The 19,571-nt window shown below is 71.1% G+C and carries 21 protein-coding genes; 11 read left to right on the forward strand and 10 right to left on the reverse strand.

Translation table 11 applies throughout. The annotated features are described in order from the left end of the window. Nucleotides 1-9 precede the first annotated feature (9 nt). The 4 genes from ACFY3C_RS00690 to ACFY3C_RS00705 all read right to left on the reverse strand — a co-directional run bounded on the left by ACFY3C_RS00690 (nucleotide 10) and on the right by ACFY3C_RS00705 (nucleotide 2,986). On the reverse strand, nucleotides 10-951 hold the full coding sequence (locus ACFY3C_RS00690; RefSeq protein WP_390769157.1) for an ABC transporter substrate-binding protein: 942 nt from the start codon (nucleotides 949-951) through the stop codon (nucleotides 10-12). Beyond that, nucleotides 948-1,619, reverse strand: coding sequence for an ABC transporter permease (locus tag ACFY3C_RS00695; RefSeq protein WP_390769158.1), 672 nt, complete (start codon nucleotides 1,617-1,619; stop codon nucleotides 948-950). The genes ACFY3C_RS00690 and ACFY3C_RS00695 overlap by 4 nt, the downstream gene beginning before the upstream one ends. After that, nucleotides 1,616-2,296 (reverse strand): ABC transporter permease, encoded by a 681-nt coding sequence (locus ACFY3C_RS00700; RefSeq protein WP_390769159.1) that lies wholly within the window; start codon nucleotides 2,294-2,296, stop codon nucleotides 1,616-1,618. The genes ACFY3C_RS00695 and ACFY3C_RS00700 overlap by 4 nt, the downstream gene beginning before the upstream one ends. A 117-nt stretch (nucleotides 2,297-2,413) precedes the next feature. Beyond that, nucleotides 2,414-2,986, reverse strand: a complete 573-nt coding sequence (locus ACFY3C_RS00705) for a TetR/AcrR family transcriptional regulator (RefSeq protein ID WP_386577976.1) — start codon at nucleotides 2,984-2,986, stop codon at nucleotides 2,414-2,416. 153 nt (nucleotides 2,987-3,139) lie between these two features. Here ACFY3C_RS00705 and ACFY3C_RS00710 point away from each other — a divergent pair, with 153 nt between their 5' ends. The 4 genes from ACFY3C_RS00710 to ACFY3C_RS00725 all read left to right on the forward strand — a co-directional run bounded on the left by ACFY3C_RS00710 (nucleotide 3,140) and on the right by ACFY3C_RS00725 (nucleotide 6,769). Next, nucleotides 3,140-3,997, forward strand: coding sequence for an AAA family ATPase (locus tag ACFY3C_RS00710; protein WP_386577975.1), 858 nt, complete (start codon nucleotides 3,140-3,142; stop codon nucleotides 3,995-3,997). After that, on the forward strand, nucleotides 3,994-5,343 hold the full coding sequence (locus tag ACFY3C_RS00715) for a VWA domain-containing protein (protein ID WP_390769160.1): 1,350 nt from the start codon (nucleotides 3,994-3,996) through the stop codon (nucleotides 5,341-5,343). Before ACFY3C_RS00710 ends, ACFY3C_RS00715 begins: the two co-directional genes overlap by 4 nt. A gap of 153 nt (nucleotides 5,344-5,496) precedes the next feature. Next, nucleotides 5,497-6,471, forward strand: a complete 975-nt coding sequence (locus ACFY3C_RS00720; protein WP_390769161.1) for a pyridoxal-phosphate dependent enzyme — start codon at nucleotides 5,497-5,499, stop codon at nucleotides 6,469-6,471. A 79-nt stretch (nucleotides 6,472-6,550) separates the two neighbouring features. Further along, nucleotides 6,551-6,769, forward strand: coding sequence for a zinc-binding dehydrogenase (locus tag ACFY3C_RS00725; protein ID WP_390769162.1), 219 nt, complete (start codon nucleotides 6,551-6,553; stop codon nucleotides 6,767-6,769). A 51-nt stretch (nucleotides 6,770-6,820) separates the two neighbouring features. Here ACFY3C_RS00725 and ACFY3C_RS00730 read toward each other — a convergent pair whose 3' ends face one another. Then, entirely contained in the window at nucleotides 6,821-7,186 is a 366-nt protein-coding gene (locus ACFY3C_RS00730) for a cupin domain-containing protein (RefSeq protein ID WP_390769163.1), read from the reverse strand. A gap of 210 nt (nucleotides 7,187-7,396) precedes the next feature. After that, nucleotides 7,397-8,071, reverse strand: a complete 675-nt coding sequence (locus tag ACFY3C_RS00735) for a hypothetical protein (protein WP_390769164.1) — start codon at nucleotides 8,069-8,071, stop codon at nucleotides 7,397-7,399. 61 nt (nucleotides 8,072-8,132) lie between these two features. On the opposite strand from ACFY3C_RS00735, the gene ACFY3C_RS00740 reads away from it, so the two are divergent. After that, a complete protein-coding gene (locus ACFY3C_RS00740; protein ID WP_386577969.1) occupies nucleotides 8,133-8,723 on the forward strand; it encodes an HD domain-containing protein in 591 nt (196 codons plus the stop codon). 2 nt (nucleotides 8,724-8,725) lie between these two features. Then, entirely contained in the window at nucleotides 8,726-9,283 is a 558-nt protein-coding gene (locus ACFY3C_RS00745; protein WP_390769165.1) for a GNAT family N-acetyltransferase, read from the forward strand. Between the two features lies 1 nt (nucleotide 9,284). Here the strand turns inward: ACFY3C_RS00745 and ACFY3C_RS00750 are convergent, their stop codons facing one another. After that, nucleotides 9,285-10,190 carry a LysR family transcriptional regulator gene (locus tag ACFY3C_RS00750; protein WP_386577967.1) on the reverse strand — a complete coding sequence of 302 codons (906 nt, stop codon included), beginning with the start codon at nucleotides 10,188-10,190 and terminating at the stop codon, nucleotides 9,285-9,287. Between the two features lie 155 nt (nucleotides 10,191-10,345). On the opposite strand from ACFY3C_RS00750, the gene ACFY3C_RS00755 reads away from it, so the two are divergent. Further along, on the forward strand, nucleotides 10,346-11,041 hold the full coding sequence (locus ACFY3C_RS00755) for a type 1 glutamine amidotransferase domain-containing protein (protein ID WP_390769166.1): 696 nt from the start codon (nucleotides 10,346-10,348) through the stop codon (nucleotides 11,039-11,041). 291 nt (nucleotides 11,042-11,332) lie between these two features. Here ACFY3C_RS00755 and ACFY3C_RS00760 read toward each other — a convergent pair whose 3' ends face one another. After that, nucleotides 11,333-11,572 (reverse strand): hypothetical protein, encoded by a 240-nt coding sequence (locus ACFY3C_RS00760; protein WP_390769167.1) that lies wholly within the window; start codon nucleotides 11,570-11,572, stop codon nucleotides 11,333-11,335. Between the two features lie 218 nt (nucleotides 11,573-11,790). Between ACFY3C_RS00760 and ACFY3C_RS00765 the strand changes: the two genes are divergently transcribed. The 4 genes from ACFY3C_RS00765 (at nucleotide 11,791) to ACFY3C_RS00780 (ending at nucleotide 16,194) form a co-directional block, all read left to right on the forward strand. After that, nucleotides 11,791-12,483 carry an RNA polymerase sigma factor gene (locus ACFY3C_RS00765; RefSeq protein WP_390769168.1) on the forward strand — a complete coding sequence of 231 codons (693 nt, stop codon included), beginning with the start codon at nucleotides 11,791-11,793 and terminating at the stop codon, nucleotides 12,481-12,483. Next, nucleotides 12,480-12,821: a hypothetical protein gene (locus tag ACFY3C_RS00770; protein ID WP_386577963.1), complete on the forward strand. Its 342-nt coding sequence runs from the start codon at nucleotides 12,480-12,482 to the stop codon at nucleotides 12,819-12,821. The genes ACFY3C_RS00765 and ACFY3C_RS00770 overlap by 4 nt, the downstream gene beginning before the upstream one ends. Nucleotides 12,822-12,992: 171 nt before the next feature. Beyond that, the gene (locus tag ACFY3C_RS00775; protein WP_390769169.1) at nucleotides 12,993-13,958 is read left to right on the forward strand and encodes a pirin family protein; all 966 of its coding nucleotides are present in this window, start codon (nucleotides 12,993-12,995) and stop codon (nucleotides 13,956-13,958) included. A 484-nt stretch (nucleotides 13,959-14,442) separates the two neighbouring features. Next, nucleotides 14,443-16,194 carry a cellulase family glycosylhydrolase gene (locus ACFY3C_RS00780; protein WP_390769170.1) on the forward strand — a complete coding sequence of 584 codons (1,752 nt, stop codon included), beginning with the start codon at nucleotides 14,443-14,445 and terminating at the stop codon, nucleotides 16,192-16,194. Nucleotides 16,195-16,474: 280 nt separating this feature from the next. On the opposite strand, the gene ACFY3C_RS00785 is transcribed toward ACFY3C_RS00780, so the two are convergent. Next, nucleotides 16,475-17,935, reverse strand: a complete 1,461-nt coding sequence (locus ACFY3C_RS00785) for a non-reducing end alpha-L-arabinofuranosidase family hydrolase (protein WP_390769533.1) — start codon at nucleotides 17,933-17,935, stop codon at nucleotides 16,475-16,477. A 189-nt stretch (nucleotides 17,936-18,124) separates the two neighbouring features. After that, the gene (locus tag ACFY3C_RS00790) at nucleotides 18,125-19,564 is read right to left on the reverse strand and encodes an RICIN domain-containing protein (protein ID WP_390769171.1); all 1,440 of its coding nucleotides are present in this window, start codon (nucleotides 19,562-19,564) and stop codon (nucleotides 18,125-18,127) included. Nucleotides 19,565-19,571: the final 7 nt, after the last annotated feature.

The raw sequence follows: 19,571 nt of genomic DNA on the forward strand, positions 1-19,571 counted from the left end.
GGCGGGCCGTCACTTCAGCAGGCCCTTGTCCTTGAGGTAGGTCCGGGCGACGTCGGCCGGCAGCCGGCGCCAGCTGTCGACCTGCCGGTCCATGTCCGCCAGGTCCGCGGTCGTGAGGACGTCGTTGAGCCTGCCCAGCGCCTTCGCCACGCCCGCACTGCCCGCGCGGGCGCGGTTGGCGACCGGGACGACGTAGTCGGCGTTCTGCAGATGCCTGTCGTCGGCGAGCAGGACCAGACCGAACTGGTCGAGGGTGGCGTCGGTGGTGGTGGTCAGCACCATCTGGTCACGGCCGTCCTGCACGGCCCGCTTGGCCTGGGTGGTGCCGACGCCCTTGGGGTCGATCCCGGTGATGTCGATGCCGTAGACCTTCATCAACCCCGGTTCGCAGTAGGACCGTTGCACGCACTCGTCGCCGGCGGCGAGCCGTACCTTCAGCTTCGAGGCGCCGAGGTCGCTGAGGGTCTTGAGGTGGTGCTGCCGGGCGTAGTCGGCGCTCACCGCGAAGGCGTTCTGGTCCACCGCGCGACCGGGCGGCAGGAAGGTGAGTCCGCGGGGTGCGGCGAGGTTCCGCAGGGCCTTCATCGTGGCGTCGAGGTCGGGTGAGCCGACGGGCTTCGCGTCGGCGCCGTGGGTCTTGGCGTTCAGCCAGTCGGCGAGGGTGGCCGCGTACTCGGGCACGACGTCGATCTGGCCGGACTCCAGGGCCGGTTCGTACAGCTCCCGGTTGGCGACCGTGATGATCGAGGTCTTGTAGCCGGCCTGGTTCAGCAGCTGTGCGTACAGCTGGGCGAGCAGGTCGCTCTCGGTGAAGCCGGCCGAGCCGATGGTCAGGTGGTGGCTGTCGCCGGGCGATGCGGTGACCGCGCCGCGGTTCTCCAGGGAGGGGCCGGTGGAGCAGGCGGTCAGGGCGAGGAGCCCGGCTGCCGTGACCGCGGTGCGGCCTCTCATCGGCCGCCCCTGGCCCAGGCCGGTGCCAGGCGTTCGGCGACCTCGAAGACGGCCTCGACGATCAGTGCGAACACGGCGACGAGGAGAGCCCCGGCGACCACCATGGGTGTGCTGGCCAGGTTGAAGCCCGCCGTGATGATCCGGCCGAGTCCGCCGCCGCCCGCGAGCGCGGCGATGGTGGCGGTGGCGACGAGTTGGACGGCGGCGATCCGCACACCGTTGAGGACCATCGGGAGCGAAAGGGGCAGTTCCACGTGAAACAGCATCTGCCGCCCGGTCATCCCCATGCCCCGCGCCGCCTGTACGACGTTCCGGTCGACCTCGCGCATGCCGACGTAGGCGTTGGTGAGCAGGGGCGGCACAGCGAACAGCACGAGGGCGACCACGGTCGGCCCCTCGCCCCACTTCCCGACCGGGGTCAGCAGGAGCAGGACCAGTACCGCGAAGGTGGGGACGGCCCGGCCGACGTTGGAGATGTTGACGGCGAGCGCGCCGCCCTTGCCCAGGTGGCCGAGGACCAGCGCGACCGGCAGCGCGATCAGGCAGCTGATGACCAGACAGACGACGGTGAGCACCAGATGCTGGAGCAGCCGGTGCCGGACGCCGTTGTCGCCGGACCAGTGGGCGGGGTCGGCCAGCCAGTCCCAGGCGGCGCCCAGGGTGTTCATCCGCGGGCCGCCCTCACCCAGGGGGTGATCAGCCACTGCATGCCGAGCAGGAGGACATCGGCGGCGACGGCGATGAGTACGCACAGCACGGACGCGGTGAGCACCTGGGCCTTGAAGTAGGTGTTCATGCCCGAGTAGATCAGGTTACCGAGGCCGCCGAAGCCGACGATCGCACCGACCGTGACCAGCGAGACCGCCGAGACGGTCGCGATGCGCAGCCCGGCCATCGCTGCGGGCAGGGCCAGGGGCAGCTCGACGGTGAGCAGCAGCCGGATGGGTCCGTAACCGAGGCCGCGCGCCGCCTGCCGAGTCTCCTCGGGGACCGCGCGCAGCCCGGCCAGGATGTTCCGCACCAGCAGGGTGAGCGAGTAGAGCACCAGTCCCGCGACGACCAGGGCGGCCGAGAGGCCATAGAGAGGCAGGAGCAGGGAGAACATCGCCAGGGACGGGATGGTGTAGAGGATCGTCGTCACGCCGAGGACCGGGCCGGCCGCCAAGGCCCAGCGGCGGGCGAACACCGCCAGCGGCAGGGCGAGGGCGAGCCCGATGAGGACCGACACCGACGTCAGCTGGAGGTGCTGGACGACCGCGTCGAGGAGGATCTGGCGGCGGGTGGTCAGATAGGCGCCGCAGATCCACTCGTTGCGCGCGAGGCAGTCGTCCGGAGGCGCGGTCACGCATCCATTGCACCGGGCGGGCGAACGGGGCGGCGCGTTGTGGTGGCCCGTACGGGGTGTGGCGGCCCGTATGGGTGCGGTGGCCCGCCGTATGGGGTGCGGGCCACCCGGTGCGGGCTACCGCATTCCGGACGCGTCCATGAGCGCGGTCACCGTCGCCGTGGCGAGTCCGTCGTCCAGGCGTTCCACGCGGGCTCCGGCGCGGGCGCTGGCGCCGTCGAAGATCAGCATCAGCTGGCGGGCGAGCAGCTCGGGGTCACGGGCGCCGCCTTCCTCCGCCTGCGTGCGGAAGGTCTCCGTGAGGCGCTCCTTGGCCGCGCGGGCGACCTGGCTCGCCGGGTGCTCCGGGTCCTTCAGCTCGACCAGTACGGCGAGGTAGGGGCAGCCGCAGTAGTCGGGGGCGGTGGAGGCATTCTCCACTTGTTCGAAGACGTACAGGATGCGCTCGCGCGGTGTCCCGGCCACCGGGTCGGCGGGCGCCAGCTGGGCCTGGTACCGGGGCAGACGTCGCTCCAGGCTCGCGGCCAGCATCTCGTCCTTGCTCTCGAAGAGCTGGTACATCGACCGCTTCGAGACGCCCGCCGTGCGGCACAGCGCCTCGACGCCGATGGAGACGCCGTCGCGGTAGAAGAGCTGGTCGGCGGCGTCGAGCAGCCTGTCTCTGGGGGACGCCTTGTCCGTGGTGGCCATACGGCGAGGTTACCGTGTCCGGGACGAACGGAAACCGATCGGTATACACATCGCCGGACGCCCGAGGAATTCCGTGACAAGGACGGTGAACAAGCGCTTAGATAGTGCCCTGACGTAGACCGGACACAGATCCCGAACCAGCCGGAGGCCCCGTTGTTCTCATCCGTCGACGACGTCTCCGCCCGCCTCGCCGAGACCGGGTACCTCGCCTCGCCCGCCGTCGCCACGACCGTCTTCCTCGCCGCCCGGCTGGGCAAGCCGCTGCTGGTGGAGGGCCCCGCGGGCGTCGGCAAGACCGAGCTGGCCAAGGCCGTCGCCCAGGTCACGGAGGCACGGCTGGTACGGCTGCAGTGCTACGAGGGCGTGGACGAGTCCCGGGCGCTGTACGAGTGGAACCACGCCAAGCAGCTGCTGCGCATCAGCGCGGGCCGCGACGAGAGCTGGGACGAGACCCGCACCGACATCTTCAGCGAGGAGTTCCTGCTCCCCCGCCCGCTGCTGACCGCGATACGCGGCGACGAGCCGACCGTGCTGCTGATCGACGAGACCGACAAGGCCGACGTGGAGATGGAGGGCCTGCTGCTGGAGGTGCTCAGCGACTTCCAGGTCACGGTCCCCGAGCTGGGCACCATCGCCGCGACCCGCCGCCCGTTCGTCGTGCTCACCTCCAACGCGGGCCGCGAGCTGTCCGAGGCGCTGCGCCGCCGCTGTCTGTTCCTGCACATCGGGTTCCCCGAGGAGGAGCTGGAGCGGCGGATCGTACGGCTGAAGGTACCCGGGCTCGATGCGGCGCTGGCCGAGTCGGTGGTGCGGGTGGTCGGGGCGCTGCGCGCGATGGACCTGCGCAAGGTGCCGTCGATCGCCGAGACCATCGACTGGGCGCGCACCCTGCTGGCCCTGGGCACCGACACCCTGGACGAGACCGTCGTACGGGACACCCTCGGCGTGATCCTCAAGCACCAGGACGACGTACAGAAGGCCGCGGCCAAGCTGGACCTGGACGCGCTGTGAGCGGTGTCGAGGAGCGGATCACCGGTCTGGTCGGGGCGCTGCGCGCACACGGCGTCCGGATCGGCACCGGGGAGACCGTCGACGCGGCCCTCGCCGTGGAGGCCCTCGGGTTCGCCGACCGGGACCTGCTGCGGGAAGGGCTGGCCGCGACCCTGCTGCACGGGCCGGGACAGCGGGCGGTGTTCGATCCGGTCTTCGACCTGTACTTCCCGCGCGGTGTCGGCGGTCCGGGCACGGAACAGGCGGGCCGGGACGAGCTGCGCGACCGGCTCGCCGAGGCGCTGGCCGCCGACGACCGGTCGCTGATGGCCCGGCTGGCGGCCGAGGCCGTGGACGGCATGGGCGGGTACGGGAGTTCGCCGGGGTCGGACGGCTGGTCGTCGTACCAGACCCTGGACCGGCTCCGCCCGCAGACCCTGCTGGCCCGGGTGCGGGCCGACATCAGGGGCCGGGACGGGGGCACGGGGTTCGCGGACCGGCTGCTGGACGACGAGATCCGGCGCCGTATCGAGGCGTTCCGGCAGCTGGTCGCGGTGGAGGCGCGGCGCCGGGTCGCCGAGCGGCGCGACCGGGACGAGATCGCCCGGCGGGCTGTCGCGCCGACCGCCGACCGCGTGGACTTCCTGTACGCCGGCCGGGACCAACTGGCCGAGCTGCGCAGGGCGGTTCAGCCGCTGGCCCGCAAGCTCGCGACCCGGCTGGCCGCGCGCCGCCGCCGGGCCGCGCGCGGCACGATCGACCTGCGCCGCACCCTGCGCTCCTCGCTGTCCACGGGCGGGGTGCCGATGCGGCCGGTGCTGCGCCGGCGCCGTCCGGCCCGGCCCGAACTGGTGCTGCTGTGCGATGTGTCGGGCTCGGTGTCCGGGTTCTCGGACTTCACGATGCTGCTGGTGCAGGCGCTGCACGACCAGTTCAGCAAGGTGCGGGTGTTCGCCTTCGTCAACCGCCTCGACGAGGTGACCGGCCTGCTCGACCACGGCCGCGCCGACCCGGAAGGGCTCGGCGCCCGGATCCGCGCGGAGGCCACGCTCACCGGCTGGCACGGCAGCAGCGACTACGGGGTCGCCCTGGGCGAGTTCACCGAGCGGTACGGCGCCGCGGTCGGCCCGCGCACCACCGTCTTCGTCCTCGGCGACGCCCGCACCAACATGAGCGACCCGAACCTGCCCGCCGTCCGCGAACTCGCCCGGAGCGCCCGGCGCGTCTACTGGCTGAACCCCGAGCCGCGCGCCCAGTGGGGCACCGGTGACTCGGCGGCGCCCGCCTACGCCGAGCTGGTGGAGATGCACGAGTGCCGCACGGCCCGGCAGCTCGGCGCGCTGATCGGACGGCTGCTGCCGGTGTGACGCGGGGCGGCCGGGCATGATCGACTGGACCTCGCCGGCCGCCATGAACCAGGCAGCCGGCCGCTTGCCATCGGCCCGCCGACCACCCACCAGCCCCAGGCGCCATCCGGCATCCGCCATTCGCCATCCGCCCGGCAGACGAGGACGTACGACATGAGCCACCAGCCCGTGCAGCTCGGCACCTTCCCGACTCCCGTCGAACCGGCGCCCCGGCTCGCCGCCGCGCTCGGGCTCGGTCCGGACGACCTGTGGGTCAAGCGGGACGACCTGACCGGCCTGGGCGGTGGCGGGAACAAGATCCGCAAGCTGGAGTGGCTCGCGGGCGCGGCCCTGGCCGAGGGCGCGGACACCCTCGTGACCACGGGCGCCGCGCAGAGCAACCACGCCCGGCTGACGGCCGCCGCGGCCGCCCGGCTGGGCCTGGACGCCGTCCTCGTACTGCGCGGCTCGCCGGGGCGGTCCCGGTCCGGGAACCTCGCCCTGGACGGCCTGTTGGGGGCCCGGCTCGCCTGGGCGGGCGACGTGGACCAGGCCGGACTCGACGCCGCGGCGGCCGAGGTGTGCGCGGGGCTGCGGGCCGGCGGTGCCCGTCCCGCGCTGATCCCGTTCGGCGGGTCCAGCACGCTGGGCGCACGGGGCTATGTGCGCTGTGGCGAGGAGCTGCGCGGGCAGGTGCCCGGCCTGCGGACGGCGGTGGTCGCGCTCGGCTCGGGCGGCACGATGGCGGGGCTGGTCGCGGCCCTCGGCACGGAGTCGGTGCTCGGTGTCGACGTGGGCGCGCTGGCCGACCCGGCCGCCGCGGTCGAGGAGTTCGCGGCCCGGCTCACCGCGGAGCAGGTCGTGGCGGACCGGCTGCGGGTGCGCCGGGACCAGGTGGGCAGCGGGTACGCGGCGCTGACCGGTCCGGTGGCACAGGCGCTCCGGCTCGCGGCCCGCACCGAGGGGATCATCCTCGACCCGACCTACACCGGCCGGGCCCTGGCCGGGCTGGCCGCCGCCGTACGGGACGGTGACGTACGGCCCGGCGAGAAGACGGTGTTCGTGCACACCGGCGGGCTGCCCGGCCTGTTCGGGCACGCGGACGCCGTCGCCTACGCAGAGGAGGGGGCCGCCACCCACGGCCGCTGAGACACCAGCCCCCTACACGTACCCGCGCTCGCCCTTCGGGCAGGTTCCCGGGGCTCCCGTCCTCATCCTCCTAGGGCTCGTGATCTCTGCGTTCGTCCGTCAGCGGCTGCGTCCGCTCATCGGCCCGGCACCGAGCAAGGCGGTGCCGACGGAGCTGCGCGAGGCGGGCGGCTCCGGGAAGCTCGCCCCGGTGATCGACCGGACGTACCCGCTGGGCGAGGCGCCCGAGGCCATCCGGTACCCGGAGGAGCACGCGCGCGGGAGGGTCGTCGTCACGGTCCGACCGGGGCGGCCCTGACGCACGGGTGCCCCGCGGTGACGGGCGCACCGCGGGGCACCGGGGGACGTGTCAGGTCCCCGAAGCCTTCGCGTAGTCCTTCGCCGTGGGTCCCGCGAAGTCGTACACCACGACCTGCTCGTCTCCCACGACCCACGCGTCGTGCCCGGGCGGGCACATGAAGACATCGCCGGGACCTACCTCACCCTCACCGCCGTCGTCCATGCGGATGTGCAGTCGGCCCTGAACGACATAGGAGCTGTGTTGGAACTGGCAGCTTTCGGTGCCCGCGATCGGCGCCACGGACTCGGACCAGCGCCAGCCCGGTTCGAACGTGCCCACGGCGAAGTCGAGCCCGGTCAGGTGGACGGCTTCGAGATGGCCCCGGGGAAAGTCGCGCCGCTCGTCCGGCTTGTCTACCGTCTTCAGTTCCAACATGACGGTGTCCTCCCTTCCGGCCGCTCACCACGGCCCGGGCGGGTCGCCGTCTCCCGGCGGTACCGGCGTTCCGGCGGCGGCCGCACCCCACGCCACCATCGTCTGCCCGTCAACTGGGAGCCGCCATTCGGGCGGACGACGGAGCACAGCCGAGACAACGTTGTCGCCGTCGGGCCGGCACTTCCGCTCCTCACCGTCTCCCGCTGCACGTCAGCGCCGGACGGCACTCTGCGCCGGCACCCCGACCGCATCGGCGTTCCGCTCGGCGCGCCCTATGGTGAACACCGCGTAGACGTAGGCGAGATCGAGGACGAGGCAGCCGAGGTAGAGGTAGTACATGAGGGCGTTGTCGTAGCGCGGATCCCCGTCGGGGTCGGTGAGCATCGAGAGCGAGGCGCAGGCGGTGCCCAGCAGCTTGGTCACGGCGATTCCCACCGACTGACCGCGCGTGCCGCGGCGCGCGGCCAGCATCGCCAGGAACATCCCGGACATGGCCAGGTTGCTGCCGAACGCGGTGATCGCACCGACACCCTCGTCGAACTGCTCGGACGCGTAGTTCATGCCCGGGTAGGCGAGGGCGAGCAGGACGGCCAGCGCGGGCAGGAACAACCGGTCGGGCAGGTAGGGGAATTCGGACCGCCCGAAGCGTACGACGGTGTAGCCGATGGCGAGGTCGAAGCAGAACCAGACGACGTTGATCACATGCATGACCCCGGACGGCGGCCGCACGAACGCGAACATGAACTCCCAGCTGATGTTCGTCGCGAACGCGACGACAGGCATCCCGAACGTGCGCTCCCGCAGCCCCGCGCGGATCAACAGCACGTACGTGACACTCCAGAAGAGCCCGGTTCCGAGCAGAAACCCCGTGTGCACCGCGTCCACGACCACCCTCCGTACACAGACCGTCACGCCCGACGGTGCTTACTCTGGCACGGTGACAGCTATGAGCACAGCGTCGATCGCGATGGATGACACCGTCGACCCACCGCTGCGGCCGCTTCCCGAGCGGGCCGTCGCACTGTTGACGCGAGTTGACGCCCCACCACGTCTGGTGGCCCACCTCCGGGCGGTGCACGACGTGGCGGCACAGCTCGTCGACTGGGTGCAACGGCACTGTCCGGGGCTGGAGTTCGACGCGGAGGCCGTGCTCTTCGGTGCCGCGACGCACGACATCGGCAAGGCCGTGCACGTGGCCGAGCTGTCCGGCCCGGGCGCACGGCACGAGGAGGCCGGGCGGGAACTGCTGCTGAGCCACGGTGTGGAGCCAGGGCTGGCCCGGTTCGCCGGGACGCACGCCTCCTGGACCGCGGCCGGGACCGGCGTGGAGGACCTGCTCGTGAGCCTCGCCGACAAGGTGTGGAAGGACAAACGCCTACCGGAACTGGAGGACTTGATCGTGGGTCGGCTGGCCGGAGTCGACGGGCGGGAGGGCTGGGAGTGGTTTCTGGAGTTGGACGAGGTCCTCGTGGGGATCGGCGAAGGGGCCGGTCGTAGGCTGGCTTGGCAGATGTCCCAGCCCCTCGCTCGAAGGTGACCATGTACGCGATCCCCCTCGGTGACGACGGTGCCGAGTTGTGTCCCCTCGGGCCTTGGCAGGCCGGGGAGTTCCTCGAACACGTGGACCGGGGGCGGGAGTTCATCGGGCGGTACAACGGGCTGCCGGACGTGGTCACGGATGTGGCGTCCAGCCGGGCGTTCCTTCAGGCGTACGCCGAGAAGGAGGCGGCCGACGCCGGCCGTATCCGCGGTGTCCGGTACGGCGGCACGCTCGTCGGGGCGGTGATCCTGCGCCGGATGGACGTGCCGCAGGGCATCGCCGAGGCGGGCTGCTGGCTGGAGCCGGCGGCGGTGGGCCGGGGTCTGGTGACCCGGGCGGCCCGGGTGCTCATCGACTGGGCGGTCCGGGAGCGGGGCATCCACCGCGTCGAGTGGTGGGTGTCGCCGGAGAACGCGCCCAGCATCGCGGTGGCCCGGCGGCTCGGCATGCGCAAGGACGGTGTCCTCAGGGAGAGTTACCTCTACCGGGGAAAGCGGCACGACGAGGAGATCTGGTCGGTGCTGGCACCGGACTGGCTGTCCGGGCCCGGCGAGTGAGCTACCAGGTCCGCCCCGACCGCAGCAGCAGCTCACGGACGCGGACCACGTCGGGGTTGTCCGAGGCGCCGGGACGCTGGACGAGGAAGCCCGTGTTGATCGGTGGGTCCTCCGGTTCCAGCAGCTCCACGAGCGCACCCGACGCCAGCTCGTCCGCGCACAGATAGCGGGGCAGCACGCTGAACCCCGCGCCCGCGACCACCACCGCCAGCACCCCGCGCAGGTCGGGCACGGTCACGGCGGCGGTGCAGGAGAGGCGTCGGCCGAAGACGTGCCGCCAGTAGCGGCGGGCGATCGGCAGGTCCTCGGCGTAGGTGATCAGGGGTACGGAGTGCAGGGCGGCCGGCCCTTCGACGGGCAGCCGGTCCGTCAGCCGCTCGGCCCAGACGGGCGCGGCGACCAGGACGAACTCCTCGTCGGTCAGCGGCACGGCGTGCAGCGTGCGGCCACGCGGGCGGGTGGTGGCGATGACCAGGTCGTGGCGACCCGCGCGCAGCTCGTCCAGCAGTGGATCGGTCAGGCCGGTGGCCACCCGCAGCCGTACGCCCTCGGCGACGAGCGGGGCCAGGGCGGGCAGGACGGTCGTGCAGAGGACCTCGGCGGGCCCGGCGAGGTGGACGGGCTCCGGGCGCGCCCCCTCGCCCGGCCCGGGACCTGCGACGGCGGCCAGCTCGTCCAGGGGCGCGGCGATCCGGGCGGCCAGTTCCTCGGCCACCTGCGTCGGCGCCACCCCGCGCGGCAGCCGTTCGAACAGCTCCCGGCCGGTCTGCCGTTCCAGCGTGCGCATCTGCGTCGTCACCGTCGGCTGCGACAGGCCCAGCAGCCGGGCGGCGCCGGTGAAGGAGCCGGAGCGGTAGACCGCGAGGAAGGTACGCAGCAGGTTCAGGTCGAGAGCAGGGATGTCCACGAGGCCGAGTATTCACCGGACCGCACTCCGCGCGACCCATAGGGGATCCTATGTCTTCCATTCGCCGCTTCATTGGTTGCCTATGGGTGGTGTCGCCTACGTTTGCCGCACAAGCGCACGTTCCACAAGCGCAATGTTCAGGGAGCAGAAGACCCATGTCGAAGATCCTTTTCGTACTGACCGGCGCCACCCACTGGACGCTCGCCGACGGCACCCCGCACCCGACCGGCTTCTGGGCCGAGGAGGCCGTGGTCCCGTACCGCGCCCTCAAGGCCGCAGGCCACGAGGTCGTCGTCGCCACGCCGGGCGGTGTGGTGCCCGCGGTCGACCGGGCGAGCCTCGCGCCCGAGTTCAACGGCGGTCAGGAAGGGGCCGACAAGACGGCGCGCGCCCTGGAGGAGATGACCGAGCTGCGGGAACCGGTGAAGCTGGCGGAGGTCGACCTCGACGACTTCGCCGCCGTGTTCTACCCCGGCGGGCACGGGCCCATGGAGGACCTGGCCGTGGACGCCGACTCGGGCCGCCTGCTGACCGCGACCCTCGACTCGGGCAAGCCGCTGGCGGTGGTCTGCCACGGTCCGGCCGCGCTGCTCGCGGCGGTGCGGGCCGACGGCTCGAACGCCTTCGCCGGCTACCGGGTCGCGGCCTTCACCAATGAGGAGGAGACGCAGGGCGGGCTCGCCGAGCGGGCCAAGTGGCTGCTCCAGGACCGGCTGACCGAGGCGGGCGTCGAGGTCCAGGTGGCCGAGCCGTGGGCGCCGCACCTGGTGGTCGACCGCAACCTGGTCACCGGTCAGAACCCGGCCTCCTCGGCACCGGTCGCCGAGGAACTGCTGAAGAAGCTCGGCTGAAGCAGCCGGCTGATGCAGCTGGGCTGATGCCGAGGTACTGCTGAGCGGCGGCCGGCCACACGTGCGGAAAATTGGTCGGCCGTCGCCTGCAACCTCGCCCGGGGTCGGACGTCTGTCGGGGTGGAGGCCTCCACTTCGACCGATGTCCGAGCGACCCGAGCAACCGAAGGAACACATGTCCGCACACCGTGTCCCCCGCCCTCGCCGCATCCGCAGGCTGCGTACCGCCCTGGGGGTCTCCGCCGTGGGCGCGGCCCTGGCCGTAGGCGGCACCATGACCGCCCAGGCGGTTCAGAGCAGCGCCCCTGCCGGATCCGGATCCCACACCACGACGGGCCCTGCCACGCCGTCGCCCGTGCCGTCCCCGGTCCGTACGGCGACACCGACGCCGGTGCCGTCGACCCCCCACACAGGCACTCCGACGCCGGTGCCGACCACCCCCCACACAGGCACGCCCACCCCGGTGCCGTCCCCCACGCACCCGGGGACGCCACAACCCGTGCCGACCTCCCCGTCACCGGTCCCGTCCACGGCCACCCCCTCACCGGTCCCGTCCACAGCCGCCCCGGCCCCGGTGCCGGTACCGCGCTCCGCCCACGCCCACGGCCACGGGCTCCGGCCGGCGTCGCCGAGTCCGGTCCCCGCGACCGAGTACGCGACGCCTTCGCCGGTTCCGCAGCACCACTGAGGCATGCCGGTGTGCGGGGAGGCGCCCGGTGCGGCTCCCCGCGCACCCGGTCGGGAGATCCATGACGACAGCGACACCACCGGCGGCAGCCCTGCCCTGGGACCGGGCCGGCACTCCTGGGTCCGAGGCCGCACCGGCCTGGCGCAGGTTCAAGCATGCGCTGCGGGCCCGCGTCCTCACGCGCGTACGCGCCGGTACGACGGCGGATCCGGCACCCCGCGACAGCGGTGACGGCGCCGAGGCGCGGGGCGTGGCCGTCCCCGAACACCCTCCCGGCATCGAGGAGTTGTACCACCACCGCCGGCTGTCCCTGGTGCGCCTGGCGGTGCTGCTGGTGGACGACCTGCCGACGGCCGAGGACGTCGTGCAGGACGCCTTCACGGCGCTGTTCCGCCGCCACGGTCACCGGCTCGGCTCGCTGGACGACCCGGAGGCGTACCTGCGGACCAGTGTCGTCAACGCGGCCCGCTCGGTGCTGCGGCGGCGCAGGACCGTACGGGCGCACACCCCCGAACCGGAGCAGCACGCCCCCGCGCCGGAGGAGGACGTCCTGCTCCACGAGGACCACCGTGAGGTGCTGGCGGCCCTGCGGACGCTGACCCCGCGTCAGCGTGAGGTGCTGGTCCTGCGCTACTGGTCGCACCTGTCCGAGGCCGAGATCGCGGCGACGCTCGGTCTGTCGCGCGGCACCGTCAAGTCCACGGCCAGCAGGGCCCTGGACGCCCTCGGCCGACGTCTGGAGGGTCTGCGATGAACGAGTCCGGCACCGGGACCGCGTCGAAGCCGGTCGAGGAGCGGCTGCGAGCCGCCCTCGCCGCCCGGGCACAGTCCGTCGGCCCGGCCGACCTGCGGCCACTGCGCCCGCCGACCGGGGCGGTCCGCCCCCGCCGGGTGCTCGTACGCCGGGTCGCGGTGGGACTGCTGGCCCTGGCCGCGGTGGCGGCCCTGGTGTTCTTCACGGTCCGCGGCGGCCCGCCCCACCCGGCCGAGCCGGCCCGCTCCCCCCGGCCGACGATCGGCACCCCCTCACCGGTCCCCAGCCCCGTCCACCCGTCCAGGGCCGAGCCGACACCCACCTTCCCGACGCCGTAGTCCGGTGAACCACGCCCCGGGACGGGCGAGTTCGATGTCGCACTCTTCCTGCAGGTAAGTCAGTTGATTGACTTACTCTAGTGGGCCCGGACTTCTCTGCCCCGTGCACCCTCGCGCCTCACCCGTCCACACGCTCGGCAACGAAGACGACCTGACGCTAAGTTGGGCGGTATGAGCAACCTTGACCGCGCTCCCGTACCGAGCGTGTGCGGCGGCCGCGGATTCGTCGTCGCCGAACCCGTCCGCGAGCTGCTGAGCCCCCGCCTGGTGAAACTCGGGGAGTCGACCGAGGTCCGCCGACTGCTGCCGAACCTCGGCCGGCGCATGATCGGCGCGTGGGCCTTCGTCGACCACTACGGCCCCGACGACATCGCCGACGAGCCCGGCATGCAGGTCCCGCCGCATCCGCACATCGGGTTGCAGACGGTCAGCTGGCTGCACGAGGGCGAGGTGCTGCACCGGGACTCCACCGGCAGCCTCCAGACGATCCGGCCCAAGCAGCTGGGCCTGATGACCTCGGGCCGGGCCATCAGCCACTCCGAGGAGAGCCCCAAGTCGCACGCCCGCTTCCTGCACGGCGCCCAGCTGTGGGTCGCGCTCCCGGACGAGCACCGCCACACCGACCCCAGGTTCGAGTACCACTCCGAACTGCCCACGGTCACCGCGCCCGGCCTGACCGCGACCGTGATCCTCGGCGACCTCGACGGATCGTCCTCGCCCGGTACGACGTTCACCCCGATCGTCGGCGCCGACCTCGCCCTGAGCCGGGGCGCCGACCTCCGTCTGCCCCTCGTACCGGACTTCGAGTACGGCGTGCTGGCGATGTCCGGCGAGGTGCACGTCGACGGGGTGCCGGTGCTGCCCGGCTCGCTGCTCTACCTCGGCTGCGGCCGCACCGAACTCCCGCTGCGCGCCGAGTCGGACGCCGGGATCATGCTGCTGGGCGGCGAGCCGTTCGCCGAGGAGCTGATCATGTGGTGGAACTTCGTCGGGCGTACGCAGCAGGAGATCGAACAGGCCCGCGAGGACTGGACGAGCGGGTCGAGGTTCGGGGAAGTGAAGGGGTACGACGGGGGCCCGCTGCCTGCGCCGGAGCTGCCGGCTGTGCCGCTGAAGCCGCGGGGTCGCGTGCGTTGAGCTGGTATTTTCCTCGCGAGAAGCTCCGACAGCCGGGCACGGAGAGGCTCACCCCGCCCGGTTGACTACATCCACGTAAGCAAACGCTTCCAGCGTGGTCAGACTGATGCTGACCCAATGCTGACTTTACTGACAGAGAGTCAGTTTCTTGCGGGAGGCTCCGCTCGGACGCCCGCGCCCCTTTTCTCGACGAAGGTCCAACGTCGACTTCGGGGCGCTCCCGACAGTGCGAACATCGTCAAGGCTGGAAGCGGCCCGACGGCAGATCCGAGGCGGCTCGACGGCCCCAAGCCCACGTGCACTCGGGCAACGGGATTGGGTTGCCACTGCAGCGCCGTGAGATTGCCGGCAGCCGGTCCCCCTGCAGAGGGCAGCGGCCGTGTCTGTGCCTTGCCTGTGCCTTGCCTGTGAATGACGGCAACCTCCTGCCCGTCGGCGGCGACTAAGGGGCGACACCGGCTCGATCTTCCAGAACGGATGAGCAATGAAGAAGCAGCAGGCCCCACAGCACCGCCGACGTCGGCTTAGGCTCGCAGTGGGTACACCGCTGGCACTCATCGCCGCGGGCGTCATCGCCTACGGCACGGTCTTCGGGATGTTCGGCGACGACGGCAAGCCCCAGGCGTCCGCGGCGACGGCCCCGGTTCCCGACAACGCGATGGCGGCCGTGGCCGCGATGCAGCCGGGATGGAACCTGGGCAACAGCCTGGACGCCATCCCCAACGAGACCAACTGGGGCCAGCCCCGCACCGCCAAGGCCCTGCTGGACTCGGTCCGCGCCCAGGGCTTCAAGAGCATCCGAATCCCCGTGACCTGGAGCGACCACCAGGGAGCGGCTCCGAACTACACGATCGACCCGGCGTACCTGAGCCGGGTCAAAGAGGTCGTCGACTGGGCGATCGCCGACGGCTTCTACGTGATCATCGACGTCCATCACGACTCCTGGCAGTGGACCAGCAAGATGTCCACCGATCACGACAAGGTCCTGGCCCGCTTCAACACGACCTGGACCCAGATCGCCACCGCGTTCCGGAACGAGCCCGCCCAGCTGGTCTTCGAGAGCGTCAACGAGCCCCAATTTGACAACGCCGACAACGCTCGTAAGGCCGAGCTGCTCAACGAGCTGAACACGTCCTTCCACAAGGTCGTTCGCGCGTCGGGAGGCAACAACACCAAGCGCCTGCTCATGCTGCCCACCGAGGTCTGCACCCCCGACCAGCGGCTGATGGACAACCTGGCCACCACGATCAAGTCGCTGCACGACCCACGACTGATCGCCACCGTGCACTACTACGGCTACTTCCCGTTCAGTGTGAACGTCGCCGGCTCCACCCGCTTCGACACGCAGGCCTGGGGAGACCTGGACAAGACGTTCCGGCGGATGCGCGACACCTTCGTCGCCCAGGGCATCCCCGTCGTCCTCGGCGAGTACGGCCTGCTCGGCTACGACCACGGCCCCGGCGCCGTGGAACGCGGCGAGATGCTGAAATACTTCGAGGCGCTCGGCCACGCCGCCCGCAGTAACAAGGTCACCACCGTGCTGTGGGACAACGGCTCCTTCTACGACCGCGGCAAGCTCCGGTGGAAGGATGCGGGGCTCTTCCGCCAGATCAAGTCGAGTTGGACGACGCGCTCGGCAACCGCCTCCTCGGACAACGTCTTTGTACCGAAGTCCGGTCCCGTCAAGGACCGTACCCTCACGCTGAACCTGAACGGAACCACCTTCAAGGCTCTCAAGCAGGGCACCACCAAGCTGGTCAGCGGCAGGGACTACGTCCTCTCCGGCAACCGGCTCACCCTGAAGGCGGCCACGCTCACGCGGCTCGTCGGCGACCGCTCCTACGGGGTCAACGCGATGCTCCAGGCCGAGTTCTCCCGAGGAGTCCCCTGGCGGATCCAGGTGATCTCCCACGACGCCCCGGCACAGTCGAGCACGACCGGAACGGCCGGTTCGTTCCGCATCCCCACGCAGTTCCGGGGTGATGTGCTGGCGACGATGAAGGCCGAGTACGTCGACGGCGGCAACGCCGGCCCTACCAGCTGGACCCCGTACCAGCAGTTCAACACCGCCTTCGCGCCGGACTACGCCAAGAAGGCCATCCGCCTCACTCCCGCCTTCCTCGACGCGGTCAAGGACAACGCACCCGTGAAGCTCACCTTCCATTTCTGGAGCGGCGCCACCGTGACGTATCACGTGACCAAGTCGGGAAGCACAGTGACCGGTACGGCGTCCTGAGGTGGGGCGGGTGCCCGCCCGGGGAGACTCCCCGGGCGGGCACCGCCTTCCGGCCACGGGCGAATTCGCCGGCGCTCCGTTCACCGGACGCGGCGCGCGATGCCGTCGGCGGGAAACGCGCCGAGACCGCCCCCTGCCTGCCGGGGCCGGGACAGACCGCCTCGCCAAGCCGGGCGGCGACGGGTGCGACCGGCTGCCGTGGCGCCGGGCAAGCAGCACATCACCCCGCCGGGTGAGTTGCCCGGCGGGGTGCGTGGATGCTCGATGACGGTTCGGCCGGTCAGCAGGTGGAGTTGGTCTGGGTGAGCAGGCCCATCCGCCAGGGCAGGCGTATGTAGTCGCCTCCGGCGTTGGGGTCCATGCCCTGGTAGACGTACTGCAGTCGGCACGGGTTGATGGTCAGGTTCTGGTCGTTGCCGGCGCGGACCATCTCGCCGTGGCTGATGTCCTGGGTCCAGGCGCCGCCGGGGAAGGTGACGTTGTTGCGGCTGGCGAAGGGTTCGTTCTCGGTGGCGGCCAGGGGGGTCCAGCTGCCGGTGAGGCTGGTGGAGGTGAAGGAGCGGAAGTAGCGCCGGCCCGACGTGTTGCTGATGGCCTCCTGGAGGAGCAGGTACTGGTTGCTGTCGGCGACCTTGTACACGTTGGTCGCCTCGAACAGGTTGTTCTTGGTGTCCGACATCACCATCTGCGTGTTCCCGAAACCGTTCGGGAAGTTCGCCAGGCTGGTCCGGGCGCGGTAGATTTGGCCGTTGTCGTCACTGAAGAACAGGTGGCAGTTGGCCGTGTCGCAGATGACCCAGAAGTCGATCCAGGTGCCGTTGCCCTTGTTCTGGGTGACGATGGGCGGCTCCTGGGAGATGAGGGTGCGCGGCGCGGACCAGGAGTGCGGGTCGGCGGGGTTGGTGCTGGTGGAGTAGGTGGGCGGACCGGTCTGGTAGACCATGTACCACAGGTTCTGCGGCGCGAAGTAGAACACCTGGGGCGCGGCCCGGTAGCCAGGGCCCATGGGCGAGGTGTCGAGGTAGGTCTGCGGTGCGGACCCAGCCTGGGACCAGTCGTCGAAGTTGAACTGCACCAGACCCCAGCCGGAAGGGCTGGCGCTGGTCGCGAAGGTCACCCACTGGTTGTTGTACCGAACGACTGAGAAGTCCTTGATCGACGTCACGTCCGGATGCTGGGCGTCCGGCTTCGGACCGGCCAGGACGCCGCTGGAGGACCACCGGAACGTCGATGGCAGTGCGCCGCCGCCGCTGGAGCCGACGCGGACCAGCTGCCACTGCTGGTTGGCCCCGCCCCAGTCGGTGAACTGCACGACCTTGGCACCGTCCGCGGTCGAGGCGTTCTCCACCTCGACGGCCTTGCCGCTGTTGCGGTTGAGCAGACGGACGTATCCGTCCGCCGAGTCGGACAGCCGGAACTGCTGGTTGGTGCCGTTGAGGTCGCTCCACTGCACGATGTCCGCGTGGTCGGCCGAGGAGTAGTTGTAGACGTCCAGCACCTTGCCGGAGTGCTGCGCCTTCAACCGGTAGTAGCCGCCACCCGAGTCGACGAACTGGAACCGCTGGTTGGCGCCATCGGTGCGGGTCCACTGCGTGAGACTCGCCCCGTCGGCCGTGCTCGCGCCCGCCACGTCGAGCACCTTGCCGCTGCCACGGTTGACCAGCACGTACGACGCGTTCGTGTCCACGGTGGCCGCCTGCGCCGTCCCGGCGGCGCCCAACCCGGACAGGAGCGTTGCCATCAGGGCGGTCACCGCGGCGAGCACCCCAGTACGCCTCCCCCGTCGCCACCGCGGGACCCTGCATGCCGTACGCATGCCCGTCATCTGTGTCTCCTTCACTGAGTGCGGCTGCCTGTCCGCTGGGGGCGCGCCCAGGGCAGGGCCGGGGCGCACCGCTGTTGGAATCGTTGCTCGGCGTCGCCGCCCGTCTCACACCGCGGCCCGCTGGAACTGCTGGTTGGCTCCGGTACCGCAGGGCCACTGGATGAGGCGGGCACCATTGGCCGTCGAGGCGTCCGCGACGTCCAGGCACTTGCCGCTGTGCCGGGCCACCAGGCGGTAGTAGCCGCCTCCCTGGTCGTCGAACCGCCACTGCTGGTTGGTGCCCGTCGTGCAGTGGTACTGGTTCACGAACGCGCCGTCGGCGGTGGAGCCCCCGTCGACGTCCAGGCACTTACCGCTGTGCTGGGCGAGCACCCGGACGTAGCCGTCGCCCGCGTCCTGGAGCCGCCACTGCTGGTTGAGGCCACCGTTGCAGGTGTACTGCAGCGCGATCGCGCTGTCGGCGGCGGAGTTGTCGGTGATGTCGAGGCACTTGCCGCTGTGCCGGGCGACGAGGTTGTAGTACGGGCCGCCGCCCACTCCGGTGACCGTGCCGGCAGCCGTGTCGATGGCGACCTGCGGGTACCACGGCAGGTTCATGGTGGTCCTGGTCGGGAAGGTCAGCGGCAGCCAGACGTACTGCGAGTCGTTGACCGTGCCGCCCATGGAGTTGCCCCAGCGGTCGCCCATGTAGAGGTAGGAGGTGCCCGAGGTTCCCTGCACGGGCAGCACGAACGCCGTCTGGGAACCGTAGGTGGTCGCGTCGCCGATCTCGGTCATGGCGGTCCAGGGGCCGGCCAGGCTGGTGGCGGTGGCGTACTTCTGCTGGTTGGGGTTCCAGCCGCTGGTGCCGGACGTGAGCATGAAGTAGACGCCGTCGCGCTTGAACAGGGCGGGCGCCTCGCGGTAGTTCTTCGGCCAGGGGTTGGCAACCAGGCTGTCGTAGCCGGTGTAGTCGGCGGTGAGCTTGTAGATGTGCAGGTCGGCGTTGCCGGCCGCCGAAGTGACCTGGTACGCGGTCCCGTCGTCGTCCTTGAACAGGGTCATGTCCCGGGACGTCGTACCGGACGGCGGCCGGAAGCTGCCCCGCCAGGCGTAGTCGCCGTCGACGGTGTCGGAGACGGCTACCGCGGAACGGGATTGGTTGTAGTCGCTGCCGTTCTCCTTGTGCATCCACATCACGAACTTGCCGGTCGTGCTGTTGTAAATGACCTTCGGACGCTCGATGTTGGCGACCGCCAGCTCAGGATCGCTGGTCCGGGTCAGCACGTTGCGTCTGAACTCCCAGGTCTTCAGGTCGGTCGAGCGGTAGGCGGAGACAGCGCGGAAGGTGTTGTCAGCGTTCCGGTTCTCACCGAACCAGTAGTAGTACGCGCCCACCTTGATCACCCCGCCGCCATGGGCGTGCACCACGGCTCCCGCGGTGTCGGCGAACTGCGTCCCGTTGGTCACGGTGACCGGGGCCGCCTGGGCCGGCGCGCCGGCGACCAGCAGCGTGAACACGCCCAGGACAAGGGCGAGAAGAGGGGACAACGCACGTCTGAGCATCGGTACT

The organism is Streptomyces sp. NPDC001410 (assembly GCF_042895235.1).
Lineage (GTDB): Bacteria > Actinomycetota > Actinomycetes > Streptomycetales > Streptomycetaceae > Streptomyces.